At 70.0% G+C, this 23,252-nt stretch carries 24 protein-coding genes; 10 read left to right on the top strand and 14 right to left on the bottom strand.

The features are described 5' to 3' along the window. Window positions 1–10 precede the first annotated feature (10 nt). On the top strand, window positions 11–808 hold the full coding sequence (locus ACZ5VQ_RS11150; protein ID WP_469104661.1) for a hypothetical protein: 798 nt from the start codon (window positions 11–13) through the stop codon (window positions 806–808). A 55-nt stretch (window positions 809–863) separates the two neighbouring features. Here the strand turns inward: ACZ5VQ_RS11150 and ACZ5VQ_RS11155 are convergent, their stop codons facing one another. Further along, complete coding sequence (locus tag ACZ5VQ_RS11155) at window positions 864–1,055, bottom strand: hypothetical protein (protein ID WP_055618259.1); 192 nt, start codon at window positions 1,053–1,055, stop codon at window positions 864–866. Window positions 1,056–1,303: 248 nt separating this feature from the next. Between ACZ5VQ_RS11155 and ACZ5VQ_RS11160 the strand changes: the two genes are divergently transcribed. From ACZ5VQ_RS11160 to ACZ5VQ_RS11170, 3 genes are all read left to right on the top strand, one after another. Then, window positions 1,304–1,825 (top strand): MarR family winged helix-turn-helix transcriptional regulator, encoded by a 522-nt coding sequence (locus tag ACZ5VQ_RS11160; protein WP_469104662.1) that lies wholly within the window; start codon window positions 1,304–1,306, stop codon window positions 1,823–1,825. A gap of 104 nt (window positions 1,826–1,929) precedes the next feature. Beyond that, window positions 1,930–4,455 carry an MFS transporter gene (locus tag ACZ5VQ_RS11165; protein WP_469105003.1) on the top strand — a complete coding sequence of 842 codons (2,526 nt, stop codon included), beginning with the start codon at window positions 1,930–1,932 and terminating at the stop codon, window positions 4,453–4,455. Window positions 4,456–4,547: 92 nt separating this feature from the next. Continuing rightward, on the top strand, window positions 4,548–5,372 hold the full coding sequence (locus ACZ5VQ_RS11170) for a YceI family protein (RefSeq protein ID WP_469104663.1): 825 nt from the start codon (window positions 4,548–4,550) through the stop codon (window positions 5,370–5,372). On the opposite strand, the gene ACZ5VQ_RS11175 is transcribed toward ACZ5VQ_RS11170, so the two are convergent. Together ACZ5VQ_RS11175 and ACZ5VQ_RS11180 are read right to left on the bottom strand one after the other, a co-directional pair. Continuing rightward, window positions 5,358–6,197, bottom strand: a complete 840-nt coding sequence (locus ACZ5VQ_RS11175; protein ID WP_469104664.1) for a GAF and ANTAR domain-containing protein — start codon at window positions 6,195–6,197, stop codon at window positions 5,358–5,360. The genes ACZ5VQ_RS11170 and ACZ5VQ_RS11175 overlap by 15 nt on opposite strands. Window positions 6,198–6,225: 28 nt before the next feature. Next, window positions 6,226–6,951: a GAF and ANTAR domain-containing protein gene (locus tag ACZ5VQ_RS11180; protein ID WP_362071146.1), complete on the bottom strand. Its 726-nt coding sequence runs from the start codon at window positions 6,949–6,951 to the stop codon at window positions 6,226–6,228. A gap of 241 nt (window positions 6,952–7,192) precedes the next feature. Between ACZ5VQ_RS11180 and ACZ5VQ_RS11185 the strand changes: the two genes are divergently transcribed. Both ACZ5VQ_RS11185 and ACZ5VQ_RS11190 read left to right on the top strand, forming a co-directional pair. After that, entirely contained in the window at window positions 7,193–7,537 is a 345-nt protein-coding gene (locus ACZ5VQ_RS11185) for an STAS domain-containing protein (RefSeq protein WP_469104665.1), read from the top strand. A 49-nt stretch (window positions 7,538–7,586) separates the two neighbouring features. Continuing rightward, complete coding sequence (locus tag ACZ5VQ_RS11190; RefSeq protein ID WP_143643410.1) at window positions 7,587–8,057, top strand: PPOX class F420-dependent oxidoreductase; 471 nt, start codon at window positions 7,587–7,589, stop codon at window positions 8,055–8,057. Between the two features lie 99 nt (window positions 8,058–8,156). Here the strand turns inward: ACZ5VQ_RS11190 and ACZ5VQ_RS11195 are convergent, their stop codons facing one another. From ACZ5VQ_RS11195 to ACZ5VQ_RS11220, 6 genes are all read right to left on the bottom strand, one after another. Beyond that, window positions 8,157–8,939 carry a TetR/AcrR family transcriptional regulator gene (locus ACZ5VQ_RS11195; protein ID WP_469104666.1) on the bottom strand — a complete coding sequence of 261 codons (783 nt, stop codon included), beginning with the start codon at window positions 8,937–8,939 and terminating at the stop codon, window positions 8,157–8,159. 80 nt (window positions 8,940–9,019) lie between these two features. After that, window positions 9,020–10,519, bottom strand: coding sequence for an MFS transporter (locus ACZ5VQ_RS11200; protein ID WP_469104667.1), 1,500 nt, complete (start codon window positions 10,517–10,519; stop codon window positions 9,020–9,022). A gap of 108 nt (window positions 10,520–10,627) precedes the next feature. Beyond that, entirely contained in the window at window positions 10,628–12,856 is a 2,229-nt protein-coding gene (locus ACZ5VQ_RS11205; RefSeq protein WP_469104668.1) for an ArnT family glycosyltransferase, read from the bottom strand. Continuing rightward, window positions 12,853–14,340, bottom strand: a complete 1,488-nt coding sequence (locus ACZ5VQ_RS11210) for a bifunctional glycosyltransferase family 2/GtrA family protein (protein ID WP_469104669.1) — start codon at window positions 14,338–14,340, stop codon at window positions 12,853–12,855. The genes ACZ5VQ_RS11205 and ACZ5VQ_RS11210 overlap by 4 nt, the downstream gene beginning before the upstream one ends. 14 nt (window positions 14,341–14,354) lie before the next feature. Further along, a complete protein-coding gene (locus ACZ5VQ_RS11215; RefSeq protein ID WP_469104670.1) occupies window positions 14,355–15,992 on the bottom strand; it encodes a sensor histidine kinase in 1,638 nt (545 codons plus the stop codon). Beyond that, window positions 15,989–16,729, bottom strand: coding sequence for a response regulator transcription factor (locus ACZ5VQ_RS11220; RefSeq protein ID WP_055616400.1), 741 nt, complete (start codon window positions 16,727–16,729; stop codon window positions 15,989–15,991). Before ACZ5VQ_RS11220 ends, ACZ5VQ_RS11215 begins: the two co-directional genes overlap by 4 nt. A 424-nt stretch (window positions 16,730–17,153) precedes the next feature. Here ACZ5VQ_RS11220 and ACZ5VQ_RS11225 point away from each other — a divergent pair, with 424 nt between their 5' ends. Beyond that, the gene (locus tag ACZ5VQ_RS11225; protein WP_469104671.1) at window positions 17,154–17,333 is read left to right on the top strand and encodes a hypothetical protein; all 180 of its coding nucleotides are present in this window, start codon (window positions 17,154–17,156) and stop codon (window positions 17,331–17,333) included. Between the two features lie 33 nt (window positions 17,334–17,366). Here ACZ5VQ_RS11225 and ACZ5VQ_RS11230 read toward each other — a convergent pair whose 3' ends face one another. The 4 genes from ACZ5VQ_RS11230 to ACZ5VQ_RS11245 form a co-directional block, all read right to left on the bottom strand. Continuing rightward, window positions 17,367–18,269: an amidohydrolase family protein gene (locus ACZ5VQ_RS11230; RefSeq protein ID WP_469104672.1), complete on the bottom strand. Its 903-nt coding sequence runs from the start codon at window positions 18,267–18,269 to the stop codon at window positions 17,367–17,369. Window positions 18,270–18,330: 61 nt separating this feature from the next. Further along, a complete protein-coding gene (locus tag ACZ5VQ_RS11235) occupies window positions 18,331–18,681 on the bottom strand; it encodes an antibiotic biosynthesis monooxygenase family protein (protein ID WP_469104673.1) in 351 nt (116 codons plus the stop codon). A 247-nt stretch (window positions 18,682–18,928) separates the two neighbouring features. After that, window positions 18,929–19,798 (bottom strand): DUF2797 domain-containing protein, encoded by an 870-nt coding sequence (locus ACZ5VQ_RS11240; RefSeq protein ID WP_469104674.1) that lies wholly within the window; start codon window positions 19,796–19,798, stop codon window positions 18,929–18,931. A 42-nt stretch (window positions 19,799–19,840) separates the two neighbouring features. Then, window positions 19,841–20,275: an HGxxPAAW family protein gene (locus tag ACZ5VQ_RS11245; protein WP_469104675.1), complete on the bottom strand. Its 435-nt coding sequence runs from the start codon at window positions 20,273–20,275 to the stop codon at window positions 19,841–19,843. A 268-nt stretch (window positions 20,276–20,543) separates the two neighbouring features. Here ACZ5VQ_RS11245 and ACZ5VQ_RS11250 point away from each other — a divergent pair, with 268 nt between their 5' ends. The 3 genes from ACZ5VQ_RS11250 to ACZ5VQ_RS11260 all read left to right on the top strand — a co-directional run bounded on the left by ACZ5VQ_RS11250 (window position 20,544) and on the right by ACZ5VQ_RS11260 (window position 22,375). Beyond that, window positions 20,544–20,966, top strand: a complete 423-nt coding sequence (locus ACZ5VQ_RS11250; protein ID WP_469105004.1) for a MarR family winged helix-turn-helix transcriptional regulator — start codon at window positions 20,544–20,546, stop codon at window positions 20,964–20,966. Between the two features lie 314 nt (window positions 20,967–21,280). Continuing rightward, window positions 21,281–21,736 carry a hypothetical protein gene (locus tag ACZ5VQ_RS11255; RefSeq protein ID WP_469104676.1) on the top strand — a complete coding sequence of 152 codons (456 nt, stop codon included), beginning with the start codon at window positions 21,281–21,283 and terminating at the stop codon, window positions 21,734–21,736. Between the two features lie 339 nt (window positions 21,737–22,075). Next, window positions 22,076–22,375 (top strand): hypothetical protein, encoded by a 300-nt coding sequence (locus tag ACZ5VQ_RS11260; RefSeq protein WP_469104677.1) that lies wholly within the window; start codon window positions 22,076–22,078, stop codon window positions 22,373–22,375. Window positions 22,376–22,488: 113 nt separating this feature from the next. Here ACZ5VQ_RS11260 and ACZ5VQ_RS11265 read toward each other — a convergent pair. After that, the coding region (locus ACZ5VQ_RS11265; RefSeq protein WP_469104678.1) for a tetratricopeptide repeat protein at window positions 22,489–23,252 on the bottom strand (764 nt) is incomplete at its 5' end.

A 23,252-nucleotide genomic window follows, 5' to 3' on the forward strand; every position in this document is an offset into this window, starting at 1 on the left:
CACTGGCGTGATGCGCCGACGGATGGGTCACGAGTCGATTCGCGGTCGCCGAGGTGCCCTTGGGGGTGCCTCGGCGGCTGTCGTCTGCCTGGGGACGGTCCTCGCCGCCTGCGGGACCGGCGGCGGCAGCGAGGGTTACGTCGCCGTGCCACGCCCCGTGTCGTCCGGCGAGGCGGTGGCGCCCACCGGGGATGTGGAGTTGGTGCCGCTGGAGGGCGCCGGGGCGCCCGAAGGGGCGATGAGCGAGGGCAGTTCGGGGTCTCCGGGCAGTGCGGGAAGCGGGAGTGCGGGCGCAAGCACGGGCGGGAGCGGCTCGGCCGCGTCCGGGCAGGCCTCCGCGTCGGGGTCCGACGGCGGCGGTCGTACGACTCCGTCGACGGGCGTGGGCGACTCGGGTTCCGGCTCCGGATCAGACTCCGACTCCGGTGCCGCGAGCGGGAGTTCCGGTACCGGAGCGCCGGGCGGCGGCGCGGAAAGTCCCGCGAGCCCCTCCAAGCCCGGGCCCGCCGTGCTCGACATCGGCGACCCCGAGCGGGAGCCCGCCGACAAGCGCTGGTGCGAGAAGGTCACCGTCGGTTTCCACAACACCGGGGGCACCGCGGTGCGTTCGGGCACAGTGATCTTCGGGACGCACATCATCGGGGCGCTCGGGATCGACTGGGCGACCGTCGAGTCGGCCGAGAAGCTTCCCGCGCCGATCGCTCCGGGCGCGCGGGAAGAGAAGACCTGGACGGTGTGCGTCGACGCGTGGCGCGTTCCGCTGGGCATGCACGTCGAGACGCAGGACGTGTCCGTCCGGTTCGAGTAGAAGCAGGCGGGGGGCGCCTTGCGGTGCCCCGGCCTGCTTCAAGACCTGCGGAGGCCTACTTGAGCGCGAGCCAGGCGACGACGGCCACGACCGCGACGGCCACGATCACGCCGACGATCAGGCCGATGCGGGGGCCCGCGGGGGCCGCCTGCTGGCGGGTGCTCTGCGGGTCGTCGACGAAAGCTCGGAACATCTGGGTGCTACCCGCGGGGTCGTAGTTGCCCTCGGGGCCCTGGGTGTTTGCCATGGGCCTGGACTCTAGGTGGCGCCTCGGGTGAACGTCCACCCGGGTACCCCCTGGGGTCGCCCGTTGTCCGCGACCGGCCGCCACCCACCCGCAGCCGAAAACGAACCCACGCAACCCACCCCACCTGCAAGTTTACGTTCGCCAATACTTGCCTTTGCCAAGGTTTTAGGCCTCCGCCCACCATTTCATTTGCCTGCAGCAACCAACCGTTCTTATGGTTGCCTGAAGCAACAAACCAGGGAGGTGCGATGGCTGCTCGGCGTCAGTACGAGGAGCTGGCCCGGCAACTCAGTGCCATCGGTGCTGTGAAGCGGGGCCTGGGCCGGGTCCTCCCGCATGAGTGCCCGGCGGGCTCCGCCGCGGTGCTCACCCTGCTGGACCGGCACGGCGAGATGCGGATGAGCCGGCTCGCGGAGCTGCTCGCCATCGACATGTCGGTGACGAGCCGGCACGTGGCGCACGTGGCGGAGCGCGGCTGGATCGACCGGTCCCCCGACCCCGCCGACAAACGCTCCCGCATCCTGCGGCTCACCCCCGCCGGGCACGACATGCTCGCCGATCTCTCCGAGCGCTACATGAACGCGCTCGTCCACTACCTGGCGGACTGGTCGGACGACGAGGTCGACCAGCTCAACACCCTGCTCGGCCGCCTGCGCTCCAGCTTCGGCGACTGCAGGCCCGTACCGGCCGCACTCGCCGAACCGGCCGTACCCCCGCCACCGCCCCCGCCGTCACCCCTCGTCGAGCAGACAACCCGTACACCCGTATGACGCATCACAAGAAAAGGAAGCCCATGGCAACGACCACACCAACCGGTGTGCGGGGCTCACACGCCAAGCACGGAGGCGCCGGAGGCGCCGCCGACGGCGCTCCGATGACGCACCGGCAGATCATGGAGGCCCTCTCCGGACTGCTGCTCGGCATGTTCGTCGCGATCCTGTCGTCGACGATCGTCACCAACGCCCTGCCCGAGATCATCGGCGACCTGGGCGGCGGCCAGTCCGCCTACACCTGGGTCGTCACCGCCGCGCTGCTGTCGATGACCGCCGCGACGCCCCTGTGGGGCAAGCTCGCCGACCTGTACAGCAAGAAGGCGCTCGTCCAGATGGCGCTCGTCATCTACGTCCTCGGATCGGCCGCCGCGGGCCTCTCGCAGAACCCCGGCATGCTGATCGCCTGCCGCGTGGTGCAGGGCATCGGCGTGGGCGGTCTGTCCGCCCTCGCGCAGATCGTGATGGCGGCGATGATCTCCCCGCGCGAGCGCGGCCGGTACTCCGGCTACCTCGGCGCCACGTTCGCAGTCGCGACCGTCGGCGGCCCGCTGCTCGGCGGTGTCATCACCGACACCAGCTGGCTCGGCTGGCGCTGGTGCTTCTACGTCGGTGTGCCGTTCGCGGTCATCGCGCTGATCGTGCTGCAGAAGACCCTGCACCTGCCCGTCGTGAAGCGGGACGTCAAGGTCGACTGGGGCGGCGCGTTCCTCATCTCCGCCGCGGTCTCGCTGCTGCTGGTCTGGGTCACCTTCGCGGGTGACAAGTACGAGTGGGTGTCGTGGCAGACGTACGCCATGGTCGGTGGTGCCGTCGCCCTGGGGCTGCTGTTCGTGCTCGTCGAGTCGAAGGCCAAGGAGCCGATCATCCCGCTGCGGCTCTTCCGCAACCGGACCATCGCCCTCTCCTCCGTCGCCTCGCTCTTCGTCGGTGTCGCGATGTTCGCGGGCACGGTCTTCTTCAGCCAGTACTTCCAGCTGGCGCGGGACAAGTCCCCGACCATGTCGGGTGTCATGACGATCCCCATGATCGGTGGCCTGTTCATCTCCTCCACCGTCTCCGGGCAGATCATCACCAAGACGGGCAGGTGGAAGGTCTGGCTGGTCAGCGGCGGTGTCCTCATCACGGCGGGGCTAGGTCTGCTGGGCACCATCCGGTACGACACCGACTACTGGCGGGTGGCCGTCTTCATGGCGCTGCTGGGTCTCGGCATCGGCATGATGATGCAGAACCTGGTGCTGTCCACGCAGAACCAGGTGGCGCCGGAGGACCTCGGCGCGGCCAGTTCCACGGTGACCTTCTTCCGCTCCCTCGGCGGCGCGATCGGCGTCTCCGCGCTGGGTGCGGTGATGGCCAACCGGATCACCGACTACGTCAAGGACGGTCTGACCGGGATCGACCCCAAGTACGCGGCCGCGGCGGGCGGTTCGAGCAACAGCAGCATCCCGGACATGGACGCGCTGCCCGCGCCGCTGCGCACGGTCATGGAGAGCGCGTACGGGCACGGCATCGCGGACGTCTTCCTGATCGCGGGCGCGATGGCACTGATCGCCTTCTTCGTCACGCTGTTCATCAAGGAGGTCCCGCTGCGTACGTCGGGTGCGCTGGCGCAGGCCGCCGAGGCGCAGCCGGATGTCACGGCCGTCGCGGAGGCCGCCCCGGCGAGCGCCGGCGCTGCGGCCGTCTCGGCCGAGGCCGTCTCGACCGAGGCCGACGAGCGCGTCCCGAGCTGGGCCGTCGCGGACACCGGAACCGGCAACGGAACCGGTAGCGGCTCCGGTACTGAGGCCGGGCCCGAGGGCACCCAGCGGCTCGCGGCCGTCGCCACCGTGGCGGCCGGGGCCGGCGGCGCCTCCGGCAACGGCCCGGGCGGGGTCGCGGTGCGCGGATACGTCCGCGGTGCCGAGAGCGCGCCCGTCCCCCGGGCCGCCGTCACGCTGATCTCCCTCGCGGGCCGTCAGCTGGGCCGCTCGGTCGCGCAGGCCGACGGCGCCTACGCGGTGGACGCGCCCGGCACGGGTTCGTACGTGCTGATCGCCTCCGCGGACGGGTTCCAGCCGCAGGCCTCGACGATCGTCGTGAACGGTGAGCCGCTCGCGTACGACATCCTGCTGAGCGGCACGAGCGGACTGTCCGGCACGGTGAAGGCCGCCGAGAGCGGGAAGCCGGTCGTGGGCGCGATGGTCATCGTGACCGATGTGCGCGGGGACGTGCTGGCCACCGGGACCACCGGTGAGCAGGGCGAGTTCGCCTTCGCCGAGCTGGTGCCGGGCGCCGTGACCGTCGCGGTGAACGCCGCGGGGCACCGGCCGCGGGCCCTGCCCGTCGAGGTCGGCGGCACCGGGGTCACCCGGATCGAGGTCGCACTCACCGCGGGCGCGCAGCTCCAGGGCGTCGTGCGGGCACCCGGCGGACCGCTGGGCGACGCCCGGGTCACGCTCGTCGACGCGGCGGGCAACGTGGTCGGCACCGCCACCACCGGGGCCGACGGGGCGTACGCCTTCGCCGACCTGGACAGCGGCGAGTACACGGTCATCGCGACCGGCTACCCGCCGGTGGCCACGGCGCTGACCGTGAACGGCGGCGGCGTGGACGGCCACGACATCGAACTCGCCCACCCCGGCGAGTAGTCGAGAACCAGTTGAGAACCCCGGCCCGTGGTGCGTGCTCTTCAGCGGAGGCACGCTCCACGGGCCGGTTTCATTACGAGAGGTTGCTTGCCATGGGACTGACCGCGCGGATCCGTACGCGGGACGGGTGGGCCGTGTCGCACGCGGTCGTCACGGTGACCGACGGGACGGGCACACAGGTGGTACGCGCCGAGGCGGACGAGGAGGGCGGCGTACGGGATGCGACGGAGCTCGCGCCCGGGGCGTACACCGTGATCGTCACGGCCGTCGGGTACGCGCCCGCCGCGTCCAGCGCGATCGTGACGGCGAGCGGCCGGGCCACGATCGGCACCGTCACCCTCGCCCGGCAGGGCGGCACCGAACTGCCGCCGCCCGGCCCCTGGACCGTCGACCCGGCCCACTCCTCCGTGGGCGCCGTCGCACAGCACCTGGGCATCTCCAGCGTGCACGGGCGGTTCACGGAGTTCGCGGGCTCGATCGACATCGCGCCCGACGAGGTGGCCAAGTCCCGGGTGGAGGCGGTGATTTCAGCGGCCTCCATCGACACGGGCAACGCCATGCGCGACGGCCACCTGAAGTCCCCGGACTTCCTCGACGTCGAGCGCCACCCGCGGATCACGTACGTCTCGACGGGCCTGACCCCGGCCACCGGGACCGACCGCTGGACGGTCCACGGCGAGCTGACCATGCACGGGGTCGTACGGCCGGTCGACCTCGACCTGGCCTACCTGGGCACGGGCGCCGACCCCTGGGGCGGGACGCGCGCGGCCTTCCGCGCCACCACCGAACTGCGCCGCGAGGACTTCGCGATGAACTACAACCAGGTGCTCCAGGCGGGCATCGCGGCGATCGGTACGACGCTGAAGGTGGAACTGGACATCCAGGCGGTGCAGGGCGGGACGCTACCGTCGCTGTGAGGCCCGGCGGCCCGAGGCACCGCCGCGCCCTTGCGCCGGCCCGTTCGACGCCCGTCCCGGCGCCCGGTCCGACGCGCCGTCCGACGCGCCGTCCGTCGTGCGGGCCACCAAGTCGCCGCACAGGTCACGGAGTTTGATGTTCGCGTCCTGCGAGACGCGGCGCAGGGTGTCGAGTGCCGTCTGCGCGGTGCAGCGCTCCTGGGCCATGAGGATGCCGATCGCCTGGTCGATCACGCTGCGCGAGAGCAGCGCCGTGCGGACGTCCCCCGCCGAGGCCCGCTCGCGCTCGATGCGCAGAGCGGCGTTGATGGCGTCCGAGGCGCTCGCCGCATAGGCCCTGGCCGCGTCGCGGCTCTCGTGGAAGGCGCCCTCCGTCGTGGCGTAGAGGTTGAGGGCGGCATCGGTCTCGCCGTCGACCGCGAGCGGCACGGCCAGCACCGAACGGACTCCCTTGGAGAGCGCGTACGCGGCGTACGTGGGCCAGCGGTCCTCCTCGGACAGGTCGGGCGCGTGCTGCTCCGCGTCCGAGTCCGCCGCCCGGACGCAGGGTCCGTCGCCGTTCTCGTACTGACGCTGGTCGAGCCCGCTGGGCAGGCCGCCGGTGCCCGCCACCGTCAGCAGGCGCCCGTCGCGGCGCACGGTGATGCTGCACGCCTCGGCGCCCGCCACGGCGAGCACCGCACGATCCGTGAGATCGCGCAGCAGTGTGTCGAGGCCGCCGGTGCCGGCCAGCGCCTGGTGCAACGTGGCGGACTCCGGAGCGGTGGCACGCGGCTGCTGCTCGTCGTGATGGTCGGGCTCGGCGGGATCGGCTGAGAGTCTCATGGGGCTCGGGTATCCCGTCGGTGCGTGCTCACTCGCTGCTCCTGGCGTCGACGATCCGTCTGGCCAGGTCACGGAGCTTGACGTTCTCCCGCTGGGAGGTCCGCACGAGGCTGTCGAAGGCCTCCGCCGCGTCGATGTCGAGGCGCTCCATGAGGATGCCGGTGGCCTGGCCGATCAGGTCCCGGGTGCGCATGGCCTCGGTGAGCTGTTCTCGGGCGGTCGCCGAGTCGAACGCGATGCTGACGTGCGCGGTGAACAGCCGGCCGATCCGGGTGGCCGAGTCGTCGAAGGCGCGCGGCTTGGTCGCGTACGCCGTGAGGACGGTGAGCCGCTGGCGCTCGGCGCGCAGCCGGAGCGAGAGGACCGAGCGCAGTCCGAGGTCGGAGAGGGCGGGTTCGCCGTCGTCGTCGCCGGACGCGCTGTCCTCGATACGGGCGACCGGGGAGGTCCACAGCCGGGTCCAGTGCTGGTGGTCCTCGCCCGAGGCCAGTGCCTCGGCGGAGCGGACGATCTCGTCGGTCCAGGCGAGGGTCTGGCGGTGGGCCTTGCGCTCGATGACGGAGATACCGGCGTGTTCGGCGCCGGGAAGGATGTGCACGGCGAGCCGGACGGCGGTGCGCAGGGTGCTGCGGGGACCGGACGTCTCGTGCAGCTGCTGAGCCGCGACCGTCAGTGTCTCGGCCAGCTCAAGACCCCCGGGCAAACGGGGCAATTCAGAAAACTCGGACGCAGCCACCACGAACCTCTTCGGCATGCACGGCCCCGGATCCCGTCGTCGGTTCGACGACAGACCCCGGCAGCTGTGCGCAGGAGAGCTCCGCAGCACATTCCCGACTGCGAGCACAGGACGAAGAGCCACTTTAGCTGCTCTGTTGGGGTGAGGGCGCGGCTCTTCGTACGTGCTTCCGATCTCGCCCGCACGCGTGGTGCAATGGGCGTGCGGGTCAGGAAGCGGCCTCGTCGGAATCCGGACGAACGTCTGCCAGGTGAGTGCGATGACCTTCTTCCCGAACCCCTATGACCTGCCTGAATGCACCCTGCTCGGGTTTCCTTCGGAGATCGACCTGAGCAACGTCGATGTCGTCCTCGTCGGCGCCCTGGACGTCGTGGACGCCAGGAGGGACCGGCTGCGGCTGCTGGTCCTGGATCTCACCCGTACGCACTTCATGGACTCCCAGGGCGTCCGCGTGGTCGCCGGCGTCCGCGGGCGGCTGCCCCGGCCCGCCCAACTGCGCGTGGCGGCACGCCCGGACGGGATGGCCAGCCGTGTCCTGGAGCTGACGGGAATGCGCCGTGACGTGCCGGTGTACGACAACCTCGCGGAGGCGATCGAGTCCTAGGCCGAGTCCTGGACCGGGTCCCGGGCCGAGCGAGTCCTAGGCTGGGGGCATGGCATCGAACATCGCGACGAACACCTCTGTCTCCCTCGACGATCTGCTGGACTTCGTACGCCCCCGCCACCGCGCCATCCTGCTGACGCGCAGGTCGGACGGCGGTCCCCAGGGTTCCCCGCTGACCTGCGGAGTGGACGACTCGGGCCGCATCGTCGTCTCGACCTACCCGGAGCGCGCCAAGACCCGCAACGCCAAGCGCGACGACCGCGTCAGCCTCATCGTCCTGAGCGACGAGTGGAACGGCCCCTGGGTCCAGATCGACGGCACGGCCGAGGTGATCGACTCCCCCGACTCCGTCGAGCCCCTCGTCGAGTACTACCGCAACATCGCAGGCGAACACCCCGACTGGGACGAGTACCGAGAAGCCATGCTCAAGCAGGCCAAGTCCATCATCAGGATCACCCCCGAGAAGTGGGGCCCGGTGGCAACGGGCGGCTTCCCGGCAAGGCTGGCTCCACAGGAGTAAGCCCCTTCAGGGGCGCGGGGAACTGCGCAGTCTTTCGAGGGCGCGGGGAACTGCGCGGCCGGCCCCCGCCGACCCGCATCCACGAGCAACCCGCACCACTCACACCCCCCGCCCCTCCCCCCGCACCACCGACTCGATCCCCGTGATCACCAGATCGAGCGCAAAGTGAAAGTCCCGCTCGTACATCTCCTCCACCGTGTTGCCCCCACGAGCCCGCATGATCTCCTTGGACTCCTGGAGAACGTCGTCGAGTTCAGGAGCCTGCCGCAGCGTGCTCAGGGACTGCTGGAAGTACTCGTCAGGACTGAGCCCCGCATCGGCGGACCGCAGCGTGAAATGCCCCTCGATCGTGCCGAATCCGTACACGAACTGGAAGACGGCGGAGATGGCCCCGGTCAGCCGGTGCGTGGGCAGCCCGGTCCTGCGGATCACCTGCTGCACAGTGCGCGAGAAGGCGACCGACCTGGGCCCGATGTTGAGGAACGTGCCGACCAGCGGTGACGCCCACGGGTGCCGCACCAGAAGGGCCCGGTAGCCGGAGGCGATCGCCCGGAGCTGGTCCCGCCAGTCCTCGCCCGACTCCGGGTCCGGCAGCTCCAGTTCGCCGAACACCGCGTCGAGGGCGAGCTCGAGAAGATCGTCCTTGGTGTCCACGTACCAGTAGACGGACATCGCGGTCACGTTCAGCTCGGCGGCCAGCCTGCGCATGGAGAACTTGGCCAGCCCCTCCGCGTCGAGCAGCCGTACCGTGACCTCGGTGATCCGGTCCCGGTCGAGCGAGGACGGCTGCCCGCCCCGGGCACCGCCGCCCCGCGGGGCCTTGCCCTCCAACCAGACGCTGGTCCGCGCCGGACGCTCGGCCCGGTCGGCTGCCCTCACCATGGCGCACCTTCCTCGGAACTCTTACGGAGAGGGCGACCCGGCACACCGAGGTCCGCCCCCTCCCTGATGCTAAGCGGGCCTTACGCCGCGATCCTCACCGCGGAGTCCGAGTCTGCCCTCTCCGCCCGCCGGAGCAACGCCGCGGCCAGGAGTCCGCCGAGGAGTACGGCCACCGCGCCCACCAACTGGCTCGTCTCCAGACCCGAGGCGAACGCGTCCGTGATCCGCGCCCGCTCGTCCGCCGACTCCGCGGAGGCCAGCGCCGCCGGCAGCGAGGCCGCCGCGACCGTGATCAGCGCGGCGAAGCGGGAGTGGAGAACCGCGCCGAGGACCGCCACGCCGAGGCCGACGCCGAATTCGGCGAGCGTGCCGTTGACGCCCGCGCCCACGCCCGCCTTCTCCGGGGGAATCGCGCTCATGATGGCGTTGGCCATGGCGGGCATGGCGACCGAGATGCCCGCGCCCATGACGACCAGGCCCAGCAGCATGCCGCCGTAGCCGCCGTCCGTGCCGCCGCCGAGCAGGGCGATGGCGGCCAGGCCCGCCGACAGCATCGTCATGCCGAGGGCGATGGCGGCCGGGGTGCCCACCTTGGCGACGATCCGGGCGCCCACACCGGCGAGGTTGAGGGCCACGACGGACAGGGCCATCGGGGCGATGCGCAGGCCCGCCTCCAACGGCTCGTATCCGAGCACGAATTGGAGGTGCTGGGTGAGCAGGAAGAGGGAACCGCCCATGCCGAAGGCGACCAGGATCGCTCCGGCGACCGCGCCGACGAAACGCTGGTTGCGGAAGAAATGCATGTCCAGCATCGGGTGCGGGATGCTCAGCTCCCACCGGGCGAACGCGGCGAGGACGGCGACGCCGACCGCCCCCGACCCCAGGACCTGGAGCGACGTCCAGCCGTGCTCGGGGCCCGAGATGATCGCGTAGACGACCGCGGTCATGCCGATCGTGGAGAGCACCGCGCCGAGGAGGTCCGGGCGGTCGCCCTGGGGGTTCTTGGACTCGGGGACCAGTTTGAGCACGGCCACCAGGGCGAGAGCGGCCACGGGGATGTTGATCAGGAAGATCGCGCCCCACCAGAAGTGTTCGAGCATGACGCCGCCGAGCAGCGGGCCCGCCGCGAAGCCGAGGGAGTTGACCGTCGACCAGAGGCCGATCGCCTTGACCCGCTCGGTGTCGTCGAAGATCTGCACGACGACGGCGAGGGTCGTGGTCATCAGAAGCGCGCCGCCGACACCCATGCCCGCGCGGGCCGCGATGAGCTGGGTCGCGCTCTGGGCGAGCCCCGCGGTGAGCGAGCCGACGCCGAAGAGGACGAGGCCGGTGGCGAGCATCTTCTTGCGGCCGTAGCGGTCGGCCGCGCTGCCGGCGGTGAGCAGCAGGCCCGACTGGACCAGCGAGTACGCGTTGATCATCCACTGGATGTCCGCCGTGGACGCGTCCAACTCCTCGGTGAGGGAGGGGATCGCGACGTTGAGAACGGTGTTGTCGAGCAGCACGGTGAGCGTGGCGAGCAGGATCACACCGAGGATCAGCCAGCGCTGGGGATGGGCTTGGCCTTGCGAGGTTGGCATGCCATACACCGTAGAACAACTCCCATACGCTGTACAACACAAAAAGAGAGGGGTGGTGGCCGAGGCACTGTCGCCCCGGCCACCACCCCTCTGCAAAAGCCCTCCGGCCTAGCTGGTCGGCTGCGTCAGGTCGTAGAAGGTGGACGAACCCACCGTCACCTCCTTGAAGTTCTCCTGCACCCACTCGCTGATCTGGGTCCCGGTGCCGGAGCTGCTGCCGCCGCCACCGCCGCCCATGGAGCCGGAGGAGATGAAGTAGTGGATCTTCCCGTCCTCCACGTACTGCTTGAACTGGGCCAGCGTCGGCGACGGGTCGCTGCCGTTGAAGCCGCCGATCGCCATGACCGGGTCACCGGTGGAGAGCTGGTAGCTCGCGGCGTTCTGGGCGCCGATGGCCGCCGCGACCCAGGTGTAGTCGCCGGAGTTCTTCTCCAGGAGGGCCTTGGCCTCGGAGCTGACGCTCGCGCCGTTGAGCAGACCGCCCATGCCGCCACCGCCGCCCATACCGCCGCCGTCGCCGGTGCCGCCACCGCGCTGGGTCTGGCCGTTCTGGCCCGTCTGGCCGTTGCCCGTCTGGCCGTTCTGGCCGCCGCCCGGCATTCCGCCGGTCGGGGGCTGGCCCATGCCGCCGCCCTGCTGGTTCTGACCGGTGCCGCCCTGCTGGTTCTGGCCCGGCATACCGCCGCCGCCACCGGGGCCGCCGCCCATGCCGCCACCGCCGCCGGGTCCGCCCCTGCCGCCCGAGACCGCCGGACCGGCCGTCACGATCGAACCGGTGTGGCCCTCGTTCAGCGTGGTGAGGGTGTACGCCGTCGGACCCGCGAGGGCCGCGACGAAGCTCAGCCCGACGACCCCGAGGGCCAGTCGGCGCCCGAGCCGGGACACGAAGACCAGGCCGAGCGCGGCGACCAGGCCGCCCACCAGGACCAGCCACTTGAGCCAGGGCAGGTAGTCGGAGGAGCGGTTCAGGAGGACGTACCCCCAGACCGCGGTGGCCGTCACCCCGGCCGCCATGGTGAGCGAGACCCACATCTTGCCGCGCTCCTCCCACAGCACGCTCGCGCCCATGCCGATCACGGCGGCGACGTACGGAGCGAGGGCCACGGTGTAGTACTCGTGGAAGATGCCCTGCATGAAGCTGAAGATCACCATGGTGATCAACAGCGAGCCGCCCCAGGCGAGGAACGCGGCACGGGCCGTGTCGGTCCGCTTCGCCTTCCAGGTGAGGGCGATGCCCGCGGCGAGCACGATCAGCGCGGCCGGGATCAGCCAGGAGATCTGGCCGCCGATGGAGGAGCTGAACATCCGGTCCCAGCCGGTCTCGCCCCAGCCGCCGCCACCGCCGCCTCCGACACTGCCGGTCTCCTCGCCGTTGATCCGGCCGAGTCCGTTGTATCCGAAGGTCAGTTCAAGGAAGGAGTTGTTCTGCGAGCCGCCGATGTACGGGCGGGAGGACGCGGGCCACAGTTCGACGATGGCCACCCACCAGCCGCCCGCGACGATCATCGACAGGCCCGCGAGGAGCACCTGGCCGATGCGCCTGCGCAGGGTCGTCGGCGCGAAGACCACGTAGATCAGGGCCAGCGGGGGCAGGATCAGGAAGGCCTGGAGGGTCTTCACCAGGAAGGCGAGACCGACGGCCGCACCCGCCCACACCAGCCACTTCGTCTGTGCCTTCTCCATGGCGCGCAGCACGCAGTAGACCGTGACGGCCATCAGGAGCGCGAGGGCCGCGTCCGGGTTGTTGAAGCGGAACATCAGCGCGGCGACGGGCGTGAGCGCGAAGACCGCCATCGCGATGAACCCGGCCGCGGCGCTGAACCGGCGGCGCAGTGCCCCGTACAGCACTCCGGCCGTGGCGACGGCCATGAGGACCTGCGGGAACAGGATCGCGAAGGAGTTCAGGCCGAACAGCCGCACCGACAGCGCCATCGGCCACAGGGAGGCCGGGGGCTTGTCGACGGTGATGGCGTTGGCCGAGTCGAGCGAGCCGAAGAAGAAGGCCTTCCAGGACTGGCTGCCGGCCTGGACGGCCGCGGAGTAGAAGGAGTTGGCGTATCCGGAGGCCGTGAGGTTCCAGGTGTAGAGCGCGCCGATCAGCAGCAGCGTGCCGAGGAACGCGGGACGCGTCCAGCGGTGGTCCTCGGGCCGCCCGCGCCACAGACGGCGTACGAAGGGCTGCTTGGGGCTGCCGTCCTCGGGGGCGGCCGGCGGAGCAACCACGGGCTCCTGTACGGCGGTTGCCCCGGTCGGGCCCGGCGGTCCCCAGTCGGGGCTCGCGCACCCGGAGGGACCGACGCCCCCCTGATAGCTCGTGTCGGGCTGAGTCGTCGTCATCGTGCGTCCCTCGGATCGTGATCGTTCGGACGCACCGGCTGAAGCTGCATGGTCGCGTCCCCCCAGGTCTGGTGGTCGTGCGGAGAGTGGGTCGTGCCGTACGCGGTCGTCCCGTACGAGGTCGTCTCGTGGGGCGCGGGAGCCGATCCGTACGGGGACTGTGGCGCCGTCGCGTAGACGGGCGGCGCGGGTCCGACCGGCACGGTGGGTGTGTGCGAGGCGACGACGGTCGACGGTGACTCGTCGCGCCGGTCCGGGAACACCCAGGCCCGGAAGAGCAGGAACCGCAGCACGGTGGCCGCGAGGTTGGCGGCGATCAGCACCGCCAGTTCGGTGGAGTGCGCGGGGTCGTTCGTCGCCGCGTTCAGGGCGGCGAGCGAACCACTGGTCAGGGCGAGCCCGATGCCGAAGACGACCAGGCCCTGCGCCTGGTGCTTCACCGCGCCGCCCCGGCCGCGCACACCGAAGGTGAGACGCCGGTTGGCCGCGGTGTTGGCGACCGCCGAGACGAGCAGGGCGAGCGCGTTGGCGACCTGCGACTCCGAGAACGTACGGAAGCCGCTGTAGAGCAGCAGATAGAACAGCGTGGACAGCGCGCCCACGACACAGAACCCGACGAGCTGGCGGGCAAGACCCTTCGGTACGCCGCTGATCTCGCGGTCGCGGGGATCGTCGCCGAAGGGCCGGGCGAGCCGGTCTAGCGCCAGCGAACCGGTGGCCAGGGCGCGCCCCACCCGCCAGACACCCTTCAGGTCGTCGGTCGCGGTCTTCACGATGTGCACGGTCGAGTCCGGGTCGTCGACCCAGTCGACCGGCACCTCGTGGATCCGCAGTCCCGCCCGCTCGGCGAGCACCAGCATCTCGGTGTCGAAGAACCATCCGGTGTCCTCGACGAGCGGCAGCAGCACCTGCGCGACATCGCGCCGGATCGCCTTGAAACCGCACTGGGCGTCGGAGAAGCGGGCCTGCAACGAGCCCCGCAGGATCAGGTTGTACGTACGGGAGATGAACTCCCGCTTCGCGCCCCGCACCACCCGCGAACTGCGGGCGAGCCGCGAGCCGATCGCCAGGTCCGAGTGACCGGAGATCAGCGGGGCGACCAGCGGGAGAAGCGCGTTGAGGTCGGTGGAGAGGTCCACGTCCATATAGGCGAGGACCGGGGCGTCCGAGGCGGACCAGACGGTGCGCAGTGCTCGACCGCGCCCCTTCTGCTCCAGCCGGAACGCCCTGACCTCGGGTATCTCCGCCTCCAGCCGCGCCGCCACCAGGGGAGTGGTGTCCGTGGACGCGTTGTCCGCGATGGTGATGCGGAACGCGTACGGGAAGGTGCGGGCAAGGTGCTCATGCAGTCTGAGCACACACGGCTGGAGGTCCTTCTCCTCGTTGTAGACGGGGATCACTACGTCCAGGACAGGCGTACCGGCATTTCCGGCCGGGAGGTGCTCCCGCGCCGGCAGGTTGCCGGGAGAAGGTTCGGTTCGCATGACGAAGACTCTCGTCAAGCGCCCTGTTGCACCCATGTGGTCGTGCTGTGCTGTGCCTGTGAGTACGATTGCGAATTCGATGAGGAAATGAAGGCCTCATGAGAATGCGAGGCTTCCGGCTCCAGCGCGGGCAGATGCACGGTAAAGACGGTGCGTCCGGGCACGCTGTCGACGGTCACCGCACCGCCGTGCGCGGCCGCGACGGCCTGCACGATGGCGAGCCCGAGTCCGGTGGACCCGGAGGCACGTGACCGGGACGAGTCGCCCCTGGCGAACCGCTCGAAGACATGCGGGAGCAGGTCCGGCGGAATGCCCTGGCCGTCGTCCTGGACGTCCACGCACACCCAGGCTCCCTGACGGTGCACGCGTGCGGTCACCGTCGTTCCCGGAGGTGTGTGCGTTCGCGCATTCGCAAACAGATTTACCATGACCTGCTGGACGCGGGCGGCGTCCGCCAGCACGAGCGCGGGTTCGTCGGGCAGCTCAAGCCGCCAGTTGTGTTCGCGCCCGGCCGCGCGGGCGTCGCTCACGGCGTCCACGACCAGCGGGGAGAGGTCGGTGTGCTCGTAGCTGAGCGGCCGTCCGGCGTCGAGGCGCGCGAGCAGCAGCAGGTCCTCGACGAGCCCGGTCATCCGCCCGGCCTCGGACTCGATCCGGCCGAGCGCGTGTCTGGTGTCGGGCCCGGTCTCCTCCCGTCCGCGTCTGGTCAGCTCGGCGTAACCGCGGATGGACGCCAGCGGCGTACGCAGCTCATGGCTCGCGTCCGCGACGAACTGCCGTACGCGCGTCTCGCTCTCCTGGCGCGCGTGCAGGGCGCCGTGGACGTGGTCGAGCATGCGGTTGAGCGCGGCGCCGACCTGCCCGACCTCCGTGTGGGGGTCGGTCTCGGACTCGGGGACGCGCTCGTTGAGCGTCACCTCGCCCGTGTGGAGGGGGAGTTCGGAGACGCGGGTGGCGGTGGAGGCGACCTTGCGGAGGGGGCGGAGGGCGACCGTGACCAGGACGGAGCCGGCGATTCCGGCGGCGACCAGACCGGCCACCGTGACGCTCACCTCGACGAGGATGAGCGTGTTGATGGTGCTGGTCACGGACTCGGTGGGGAGGGCGACGTAGAAGTCGCCCTTGACTCCGGTCACGTACGTGACGCGGTACTCGCCCATGCCCGGGATGTCGACGGTGTGCATGCCGGTCTTGGACACGGAAGCGAGCGCGGCCTTCGCCGCCTCGCCGAGCTCGTCGGAGTCCATGCCGTCGAAGGCGCCGCCGGTGGACTTCTCCACGGCGACGACCGCCTTGGTGATCCCGCCGTCGGCGTCGACCTCGGCGGCGATGGTGTCCTTCTGCGTTCCGCCCTTGGTGACGAACTCCGTGAGCTGGTCGTCCGTCGAGGAACCCCCGGCGGGCCTCGACGACACGCCGCCGTTCGGGTTCTCGGGCAACTGGTCCGGCGGCGGACCACCGGCACGCCTGGCGGCCTCGGTCACCTGTGTGTCCAACTGCTTGTACAGGTGCTGGCTCAACGCGACCGTCGTCACCGTACCGATCACCGCACACACCACCGCGATGAGCGCGACCGCCGAGACGACGAGCCGCGTCCGCAGCGTCCGAGGCTGTCGGCGCCGCTGCTTCCGCAGCTGTCGTCGCCCGCTCATGACACCGCGGGCTTGATCAGATACCCCGCACCACGACGGGTGTGGATCATCGGCTCACGACCGGCGTCTATCTTGCGCCGCAGGTAGGAGATGTACAGCTCGACCACATTGGCCTGACCGCCGAAGTCGTACGACCACACGCGGTCGAGGATCTGCGCCTTGCTGAGCACCCGGCGCGGGTTGCGCATCAGGAAGCGCAGCAGCTCGAACTCGGTCGCGGTGAGGTGGATGCCCTCGCCGGCCCGCGACACCTCGTGGCTGTCCTCGTCCAGGGTGAGGTCACCGACGACGAGCACCGAGTCGGAGCGGCGGTCGGCGGCGCCGGAGCGGCGGATGAGCCCGCGCAGGCGTGCCACGACCTCTTCGAGACTGAAGGGCTTGGTGACGTAGTCGTCGCCGCCGGCCGTCAGGCCCGCGATCCGGTCCTCGACCGCGTCCTTGGCGGTCAGGAAGAGAACGGGCACATCGGGCAGCTCGCGCCGCAGCCGGCCGAGGACGGCGAGACCGTCCATGTCGGGCAGCATCATGTCCAGCACCACGGCGTCGGGCCGGAACTCGCGCGCGGTCTGCACCGCACCGGTCCCGTCACCCGCGCTGCGGATCTGCCAGCCTTCGTAGCGAAGGGCCATGGACAACAGCTCGGTGATCGACAGCTCGTCGTCCACCACAAGCACTCGGACGGGGCTCCCGTCCGGCCTCAGCAGTTCGGTGCGCCCCTGGGGCGAGGTCGTGGTCATAGCGCACACATTGCTGGGCTCCTCTGAGAGCACGCTTTCTGGAACCTGTGAATTGCCTGAGAAACGCACAGCCACCTCTCAGGCAACGCTCTGGCAACTCCTTGCCTCCCCGGACGGCGGTGGGGGAGGATCCGTCAGCCGCCGGTCATGGTGATCTGGGGGTGGCCTGTGGGGGCTGTTGTGGCTGGTGGGGACAGACCTGACGGACATATGCCCTCGATGGAGGAACTCGGGCTTCGGGAGGGCCGCAAGTTCCTGTGGCTCATCGTGGCCGCCACCGCCGTCTGCCTCCTGCTCGTGCCGTTGGCCCAGTGGTTGCAGCCCTCGGGGGAGGAGAGCGACCTGGTCACCGGCGCGCAGGGCCCCTTCCCCGCCACGTTCGGCACCGAGGCACCGGCCGCGCCCGAGCACGCCATACGCCGAGTTGCTCGTCCTCGACGCGGGCACCGGGCGCGCGCTCCACACGCTGCGCCTGCCGGCCATGACCGTGCCCGACGACGACGTCTATTTCATGAAACTCGATGTCCACCAGGTCACCGACGGAGCACTCAGCCTCTCCTGGCGGGACCTGTCGACGGACGAGCAACTCGTCATCACCGACTGACCACGACGGATTGCCCCTCCGCCAGTCCTCTCCTCACAGCCCGAACAGCCGCGCCCCGTTGTCGTGACAGACCGCCCGGAGCCACTCGTCCCCCAGGCCGAGCCCCTCCAGCGCACGCAGCTGATGGACGTACGGATAGGGGATGTTGGGGAAGTCGGTCCCGAGCAGGATCCGGTCACCGAGATCGGCGAGCCGGGGGAGCGCCCGCCGGGGGAACGGGGCGAACTGCTCGCTGAAGTCCGTGAACGCCATCGTCGTGTCCAGCCGCACCTCGCCGAACCGCTCGGCGAGGCCGAGAAAGTCCTCGTACTCCGGCATCCCCATGTGCGCGAACACCAGCCGCAGCCGCGGATGCCGCGCGAGCACCCGCCCGATCGGATCGGGCCCGGTGTGCTTGCCGGGCGAGGGCCCCGAACCGCAGTGGATCACGACGGGCGTCCCGGCCTCGGCGAGCAATCCCCAGGCCGGATCCAGGAGTTCGTCGGCCGGGTCGTACGCCCCCACCTGGACGTGCGCCTTGAAGACCCGCGCGCCCTCGTCAACCGCCCTGTGGACGTACGCCGCCACGCCCGGCTCCGGAAAGAGGGTCGCCGTGTGCAGACAGTCGGGGGTCCGGCCGGCGAACTCGACAGCCCACTGGTTCAGCCACTCGGCCATGCCCGGCTTGTGCGGGTAGAGCATGGCGGTGAACGCCCGCACCCCGAACTCCCGGAGCAGCCCGACCCGTTCGCGCTCCTCGGCACGGTAGGTGATGGGCCACTCGACACCACCGGTCAGCGGCCCGAGCGCGTCGAAGTACTCCCAGACCTTCGTCAGGACCCGCTCGGGCATGAAGTGGGTATGAACGTCGACGAGCCCGGGAAGCCCGAGCCCTTCCCAGAACCGCCGCACCTCACGGGCCTCGTCCGTCCCCTGCACCAGGTCCCTCCTGTGCACCAGGTCCCTCCTGTCGCCGTCCCCGGCTGTGTTGTCGCTCCCGTCCACTCCAATGACCCCGTCAGCCGTGCTCACGCTCGAACCCATGGCTTCGCTCGACCTTGGCGACATGCAGGCTGTAGCGCTCGTACCACTCGGCACGCCCGCGCTTCTGCGCCGCCAGGTGCTCGGCATTGCTCCGCCACTCCTCGACGGCGTCCGCGTCGCGGAAGTAGCCGACGGTGATGGACAGCCCGCCGGGGGAGCCCGCGTAGTCCATCCCGAGGTACCCCGGGATCTTCTCCACCAGCTCCTCCATCCGCTCGTTGGTCTCGCCGTACCCTCCGGCCACCCCGTCCCGTCCGCCCTCCTCCGTCTTCACCGAGGTGAACACGACGGCGTAGTACGGCGGTTCGTACGCGGCGACGGGCACGGCAGGGGCATCGACAGGCGTAGAGGCGGGAGCGGAGGGAGGGCCAGGGCTGGTGGGAACAGGCGTCGTGGGAGCAGAGGTGGTGGGGGTATCGGCAACAGAGGCACCGTCGGCGACAGGTGCAATGAAGTGATCGCTCATGTCGCCCACTCTCGGCCCCGCCGTCGCGCCGCGTCCAGGGCCTTTGCCGAAGGGGATCCCAGAGGGATCGATCTCTTGACCATTCCTCCCCGTCTCCACCCCTCCCTCAGAAGAGCCCGCCCTGAACACCCCCGAACTCCCTTACAGGCACGGTGACTTCACCCCGCTCAGCCCCGCCGGTCCCGGTCAGTTCCCAGCCGGTCATGAGCCGCGTGTCGAGCACGACGACCCCACGCCCGGTCCGCAGATGCAGATCCGGCCCGGCGGCAGCGACGAGCTCCCCGCTCACGACACCGCCCGCCATGAGCTCAGCGACGACACCGGCGGCGGGCGGCAACCCGCCGAGCCCGAAGGCCTCCGCATGATCGACGGCCACGAACGGCATCCGCTCCAACGCCTCGGGCCACCCGCCGAGCCCCACGGCCCGGGCATGCAGCTCCCGGACCTCCGCCACCCGCGCCCCCGCCTCCGGCAACTCGCTCCGCACGGCCCGCTTGGCGTCGTACGGGATCCGGTCCGGCACCCCCAGCCCAGTACGCAGCAACTCCTCGCTCCGCCGGGCGGCCATCAGAGGTCCCCGCCCGAGCCAGGTGAAGACGACGGCGCCCTGCTCCAGCAGCCGGGCGGACCCGCGCTCGACGGCGGTGATCCCGACCTTGACCAACCCGGGTCCGAACCACGCCAGATAGACGGAGTAGGGCCGGGGGTCGTCGGCGATGGTGTCCGCGGCCACGGAGTGGGCCCGGTCCAGCCGCCCGCACTCCTCACACCGGGCCCCGACACTCCGCCCGGACACCGCTGCCCGCGAAGGACAGCTGTTCCCCCGCGCCCCCACACATGTCCGCCCGCCCTCACGGGCAACGGCGAACGCAACCTGCTTCCCCCACGGCAACGCACTTCGACGCCCCCCGTCCCACGTCAGCACGGGCCCTTCTCCGCCCCACCGAAGCCCCGTACATCTCCACACCTGTGCCATCACTCACGAGCGTAGAGGGCACCACTGACAACGCGACGTCCGTCAGACCACGGACTCAGAGGGAGCCGATCCAGAGGCGGCATCAGGCCGCTGCGTCCTCTGCACCACCTGTGCCCCCTGCACCACCTGGGCCCGCTGGGCCCCGTGGGCGGAAACAGCCACGACGGTGCTCACCGAACGCCCCCGCCCGGCCAGCCGGCACCCGACACACGCGGGATGCCCGGCCCTCGCGGCCCGGTCCCGCACCCTCATGCCCCGCTCCGCGACCGGCCGGATCCCGGGCGGTTTGCCCCATCCCGCCAGATGGAGCCCCCAGGTCACCAGCACACTGAGCCCCACGACGCCGAGACCCAGCCAGATCCCGGCCGCGGACCCCAGACACATCCCGACCCCGGCCACCGACGTGCCCACGACGGCCACAGCGCAACCGGTCCACCCGGCGACGGTGTGCCCCTCATCATGGTGATACCCGCTCATGTACATACCTCCCGGCCGACTGGCTTGCCGACTGACGACCTGCTGACCTACTGACCCACTGGTCGACGCACGACCAGGATCCAGCGGATCCTCTTAGCACGTAAGGATTTTACCTTACAAACTAAGAGATCTCCCAGAGGCCTGGCAGGGAGAGAATGAGGAGCGAGAGCAGAAGAAGGAGAAGCGGGTGAGCGAGAAGAGGGCGAGCGAGAGCGGCTCGGGCCCGCGGCAGCGACCGTCGGCCACCCCGGCGGAGACTCTCTCGGCGATGGACCACGTCGTCGCCACGAGCATGGTCGCCCAGCACGAGATGGCCCAGCGCCTGGGCATGAACGCCTCGGACCTGACCTGCTTCGGCTTCATCCTGGAAGCGGGCGAGCACCTGCTCACGGCAGGCGACCTGGCCACCCGCGCCCACGTCACCACCGGCGCGGTCACCGGCATCGTCAACCGCCTGGAACGCGCGGGCTACGTGACCCGCCAACCCGACCCGTCCGACCGCCGCCGCGTACGCATCGCGGCGGTCCCGGCCGCGGTCGACCGGGTCACCGCCCTCTACGGCCCGTACTACGTCCGCCTGACCGAGCAGTTCAACGACTACTCCCCCGCCGAAATCGCCGTCCTGAACGACTGGTTCACCCGAACCGGCAAGCTGATGAGCGACTATCTCGAAGAGGTCCGCGGAACCTGACCCCAACGCTTCTCCGCCGCACACCCCAACGGCCGCCCACCGCAACGCAAGAGGCCCCGGACTCGCCGTCCGGGGCCTCTTACTTGTGCACACTCGGCAGGATTCGAACCTGCAACCTTCTGATCCGTAGCTCTAGACAGATCGGTCAGCGACAGTCATTCCGGTCGGTTAGCGGTCCCGGGGAGGCGCTACAGGACGGGGTCGGTTGCTGTGGTTGCGGTACCCCGCTGCTGTACCGCCGGCCGGACTGTCTGTCACTCCTGGCCTCCGCTCGACTTCCTTGAACGCGTTCAAAAAAGGTGTCACTATGCGCTATGCCCTTCGTGGTCACCTCTCCTCGGCACCGACTCGGCCGTGTCGGCTTGTGCATCGCTGATGCCGTCGGTCGCTACCTGCTGATCTGGGTGGCGGCATGGCTCGTCTATGCCCTGACAGCTCCCCGCCAGCACGAGCTTGTGTCCCACCTGCCTCGCACCCGCTCGTACTGGGAGGACACCGCCTACTACCTGTGGGACGACTCCATTGCCTGGGTGGGGCTCACGGTGGGCATCCCCTCACTGCTGGTAATCCTGTTGTTCGGGCTGCTCAACAAGCGCAAGGGGGCGGCATTCCGTATCCGCCTGGCGGGGCTCCTCCTCCTGCCCACATGGTTCTTGCTCTTCCAGAACTTCGCGGCGCTTCTCTTCGTCCCAGTCCTGGCGCAGGTGGCCTTCGCGCTCTGCCTGATGCCGGTTCCCCTGATTCGCTTCCCTGCGAAGGCCGAGAACTGATTGCCCAGGCGGGCGCGCGCCGAGTGGTGGCGGACGGCTCGATCAGGGGCCGTTCTTGTGAGCGTTGTCCGCCAGATGCCGTGACTCCCACAGCCGCCCGGAGAAGTTGAACATGTTCAATAATGCTGCCAAGATGACGAGCGCGTGCTCGATAGCTGGTCGAACCCGGGTCGTTCGTGTGTCCCGCTGAAGGTGTTGGGGTGGCGTGAGTTGCGTTCCTACCGGGCAGCCCTGGTCCTCGTCCCCGTCGCGTTCGCCCTCGTCGCATGTGGCAGGTTCGCCTCCCCGCCAGTTCCTGACGGTGAGCCGGCCGAGCTACCCCGATCGCAGACAACGACCATGTGGGGCGACGGCACGGGCGGCAGGCTAGAGCTGAAGCCGGATGGAACATTCACTGCCGACGATGTCTGCGGTGATTACGACATCTCCGCCTACGGGCCGGAGAACGAACCCCGGTCGGGATCGGGTACCTGGGACGACAACGGCCGGGAGGGACAGAGCAGCGTTACGGTGTCGTTCGAAGCCGATCGCGTGAACTCCACCTACAAGGCCCTGCGAGACGGCAAGACGCTGAAACTCTGGACATATGTCGGGGACCCCGACGAGGGTCATTCGCTCTGCATCCTGACCCTGCGGTAGGAACGGGATGGCCGTCGCTCTAGGCCGAAAGCCTCAGTAGCGGCTGATCGGGACCTCGTAGACAATCTCGCAGTGAGCGGCGGATCGCCACCTTCTGGGGGAGGTCGCCGGGATCAGGCGGTTTCTGGGGTTTCGGCATCCCGTTGGTGTACGGGCTGGGAGACCTTACGGATCTTGGCGAGGTTGTTGCGGCTAGTCCGGGTGCCTGGGTGGGTGTCGCCCAAAACCTGCTCGCGTCGGGCGAGGACGGCCTCCAGCAGTGGGACGGCGCGTTCTAGATCCCCCGCCACCTGATAGGCGCTGCCAAGGCTGCTGCGGCTGATCAAGGTGTGAGGGTGGGTGTCGCCCAGGACCTGCTCGAACTGGACAAGGGTGACCTCTAACAGTGGGATGGCGCGTTCTAGATCCCCCGCCGCTCGGCAGGCGTTGGCTAGGTTGCAACGGCTGATCAAGGTGTGAGGGTGGGTGTTGCCCAGAATCTGTTCGCACTGGGCGAGGACGGCCTCCAGCAGTGGGATGGCGCGTTCTAGATCCCCCGCCATCTGAAGGGTGCTGGCGAGGTTGTTGCGGCTGGCCAGGGTGTGAGGGTGGGTGTCGCCCAAAACCGTTTCGCATAGGGCGAGGACGGCCTCCAGCAGTGCGATGGCGCGTTCGACATCGCCCGCCGCCTGGTAGGCACTGGCGAGGTTGTTGCGACTGGCCAGGGTGTCAGGGTGGGTGTTGCCCAGGACCTGCTCCCGTTGGGCGAGAGTGACTTCCAGCAGTGGGATGGCGTGTTCTAGATCCCCCGCCATCTGAAGGGCGGTGGCGAGGTTGTTGCGGCTGTTCAGGGTGTGGGGGTGGGTGTTGTCGAGGACCTGCTCGCGTTGGGCGAGGA

Source organism: Streptomyces sp. NPDC033178, from assembly GCF_055577685.1.

Excerpts from the sequence above, each read along its gene's own strand:
- ACZ5VQ_RS11165 (WP_469105003.1), top strand. The coding sequence starts at position 1,930 with ATGACGCACCGGCAGATCATGGAGGCCCTCTCCGGACTGCTGCTCGGC.
- ACZ5VQ_RS11245 (WP_469104675.1), bottom strand. The coding sequence starts at position 20,275 with ATGAGCGGGTATCACCATGATGAGGGGCACACCGTCGCCGGGTGGACC.
- ACZ5VQ_RS11210 (WP_469104669.1), bottom strand. The coding sequence starts at position 14,340 with ATGCGAACCGAACCTTCTCCCGGCAACCTGCCGGCGCGGGAGCACCTC.
- ACZ5VQ_RS11220 (WP_055616400.1), bottom strand. The coding sequence starts at position 16,729 with ATGACCACGACCTCGCCCCAGGGGCGCACCGAACTGCTGAGGCCGGAC.
- ACZ5VQ_RS11260 (WP_469104677.1), top strand. The coding sequence starts at position 22,076 with ATGTGGGGCGACGGCACGGGCGGCAGGCTAGAGCTGAAGCCGGATGGA.
- ACZ5VQ_RS11150 (WP_469104661.1), top strand. The coding sequence starts at position 11 with ATGCGCCGACGGATGGGTCACGAGTCGATTCGCGGTCGCCGAGGTGCC.
- ACZ5VQ_RS11190 (WP_143643410.1), top strand. The coding sequence starts at position 7,587 with ATGGCATCGAACATCGCGACGAACACCTCTGTCTCCCTCGACGATCTG.
- ACZ5VQ_RS11250 (WP_469105004.1), top strand. The coding sequence starts at position 20,544 with ATGGACCACGTCGTCGCCACGAGCATGGTCGCCCAGCACGAGATGGCC.
- ACZ5VQ_RS11175 (WP_469104664.1), bottom strand. The coding sequence starts at position 6,197 with ATGAGACTCTCAGCCGATCCCGCCGAGCCCGACCATCACGACGAGCAG.
- ACZ5VQ_RS11170 (WP_469104663.1), top strand. The coding sequence starts at position 4,548 with ATGGGACTGACCGCGCGGATCCGTACGCGGGACGGGTGGGCCGTGTCG.
- ACZ5VQ_RS11215 (WP_469104670.1), bottom strand. The coding sequence starts at position 15,992 with ATGAGCGGGCGACGACAGCTGCGGAAGCAGCGGCGCCGACAGCCTCGG.
- ACZ5VQ_RS11160 (WP_469104662.1), top strand. The coding sequence starts at position 1,304 with ATGGCTGCTCGGCGTCAGTACGAGGAGCTGGCCCGGCAACTCAGTGCC.
- ACZ5VQ_RS11255 (WP_469104676.1), top strand. The coding sequence starts at position 21,281 with ATGCCCTTCGTGGTCACCTCTCCTCGGCACCGACTCGGCCGTGTCGGC.
- ACZ5VQ_RS11195 (WP_469104666.1), bottom strand. The coding sequence starts at position 8,939 with ATGGTGAGGGCAGCCGACCGGGCCGAGCGTCCGGCGCGGACCAGCGTC.
- ACZ5VQ_RS11205 (WP_469104668.1), bottom strand. The coding sequence starts at position 12,856 with ATGACGACGACTCAGCCCGACACGAGCTATCAGGGGGGCGTCGGTCCC.
- ACZ5VQ_RS11185 (WP_469104665.1), top strand. The coding sequence starts at position 7,193 with ATGACCTTCTTCCCGAACCCCTATGACCTGCCTGAATGCACCCTGCTC.
- ACZ5VQ_RS11155 (WP_055618259.1), bottom strand. The coding sequence starts at position 1,055 with ATGGCAAACACCCAGGGCCCCGAGGGCAACTACGACCCCGCGGGTAGC.
- ACZ5VQ_RS11240 (WP_469104674.1), bottom strand. The coding sequence starts at position 19,798 with ATGGCACAGGTGTGGAGATGTACGGGGCTTCGGTGGGGCGGAGAAGGG.
- ACZ5VQ_RS11180 (WP_362071146.1), bottom strand. The coding sequence starts at position 6,951 with ATGCCGAAGAGGTTCGTGGTGGCTGCGTCCGAGTTTTCTGAATTGCCC.
- ACZ5VQ_RS11200 (WP_469104667.1), bottom strand. The coding sequence starts at position 10,519 with ATGCCAACCTCGCAAGGCCAAGCCCATCCCCAGCGCTGGCTGATCCTC.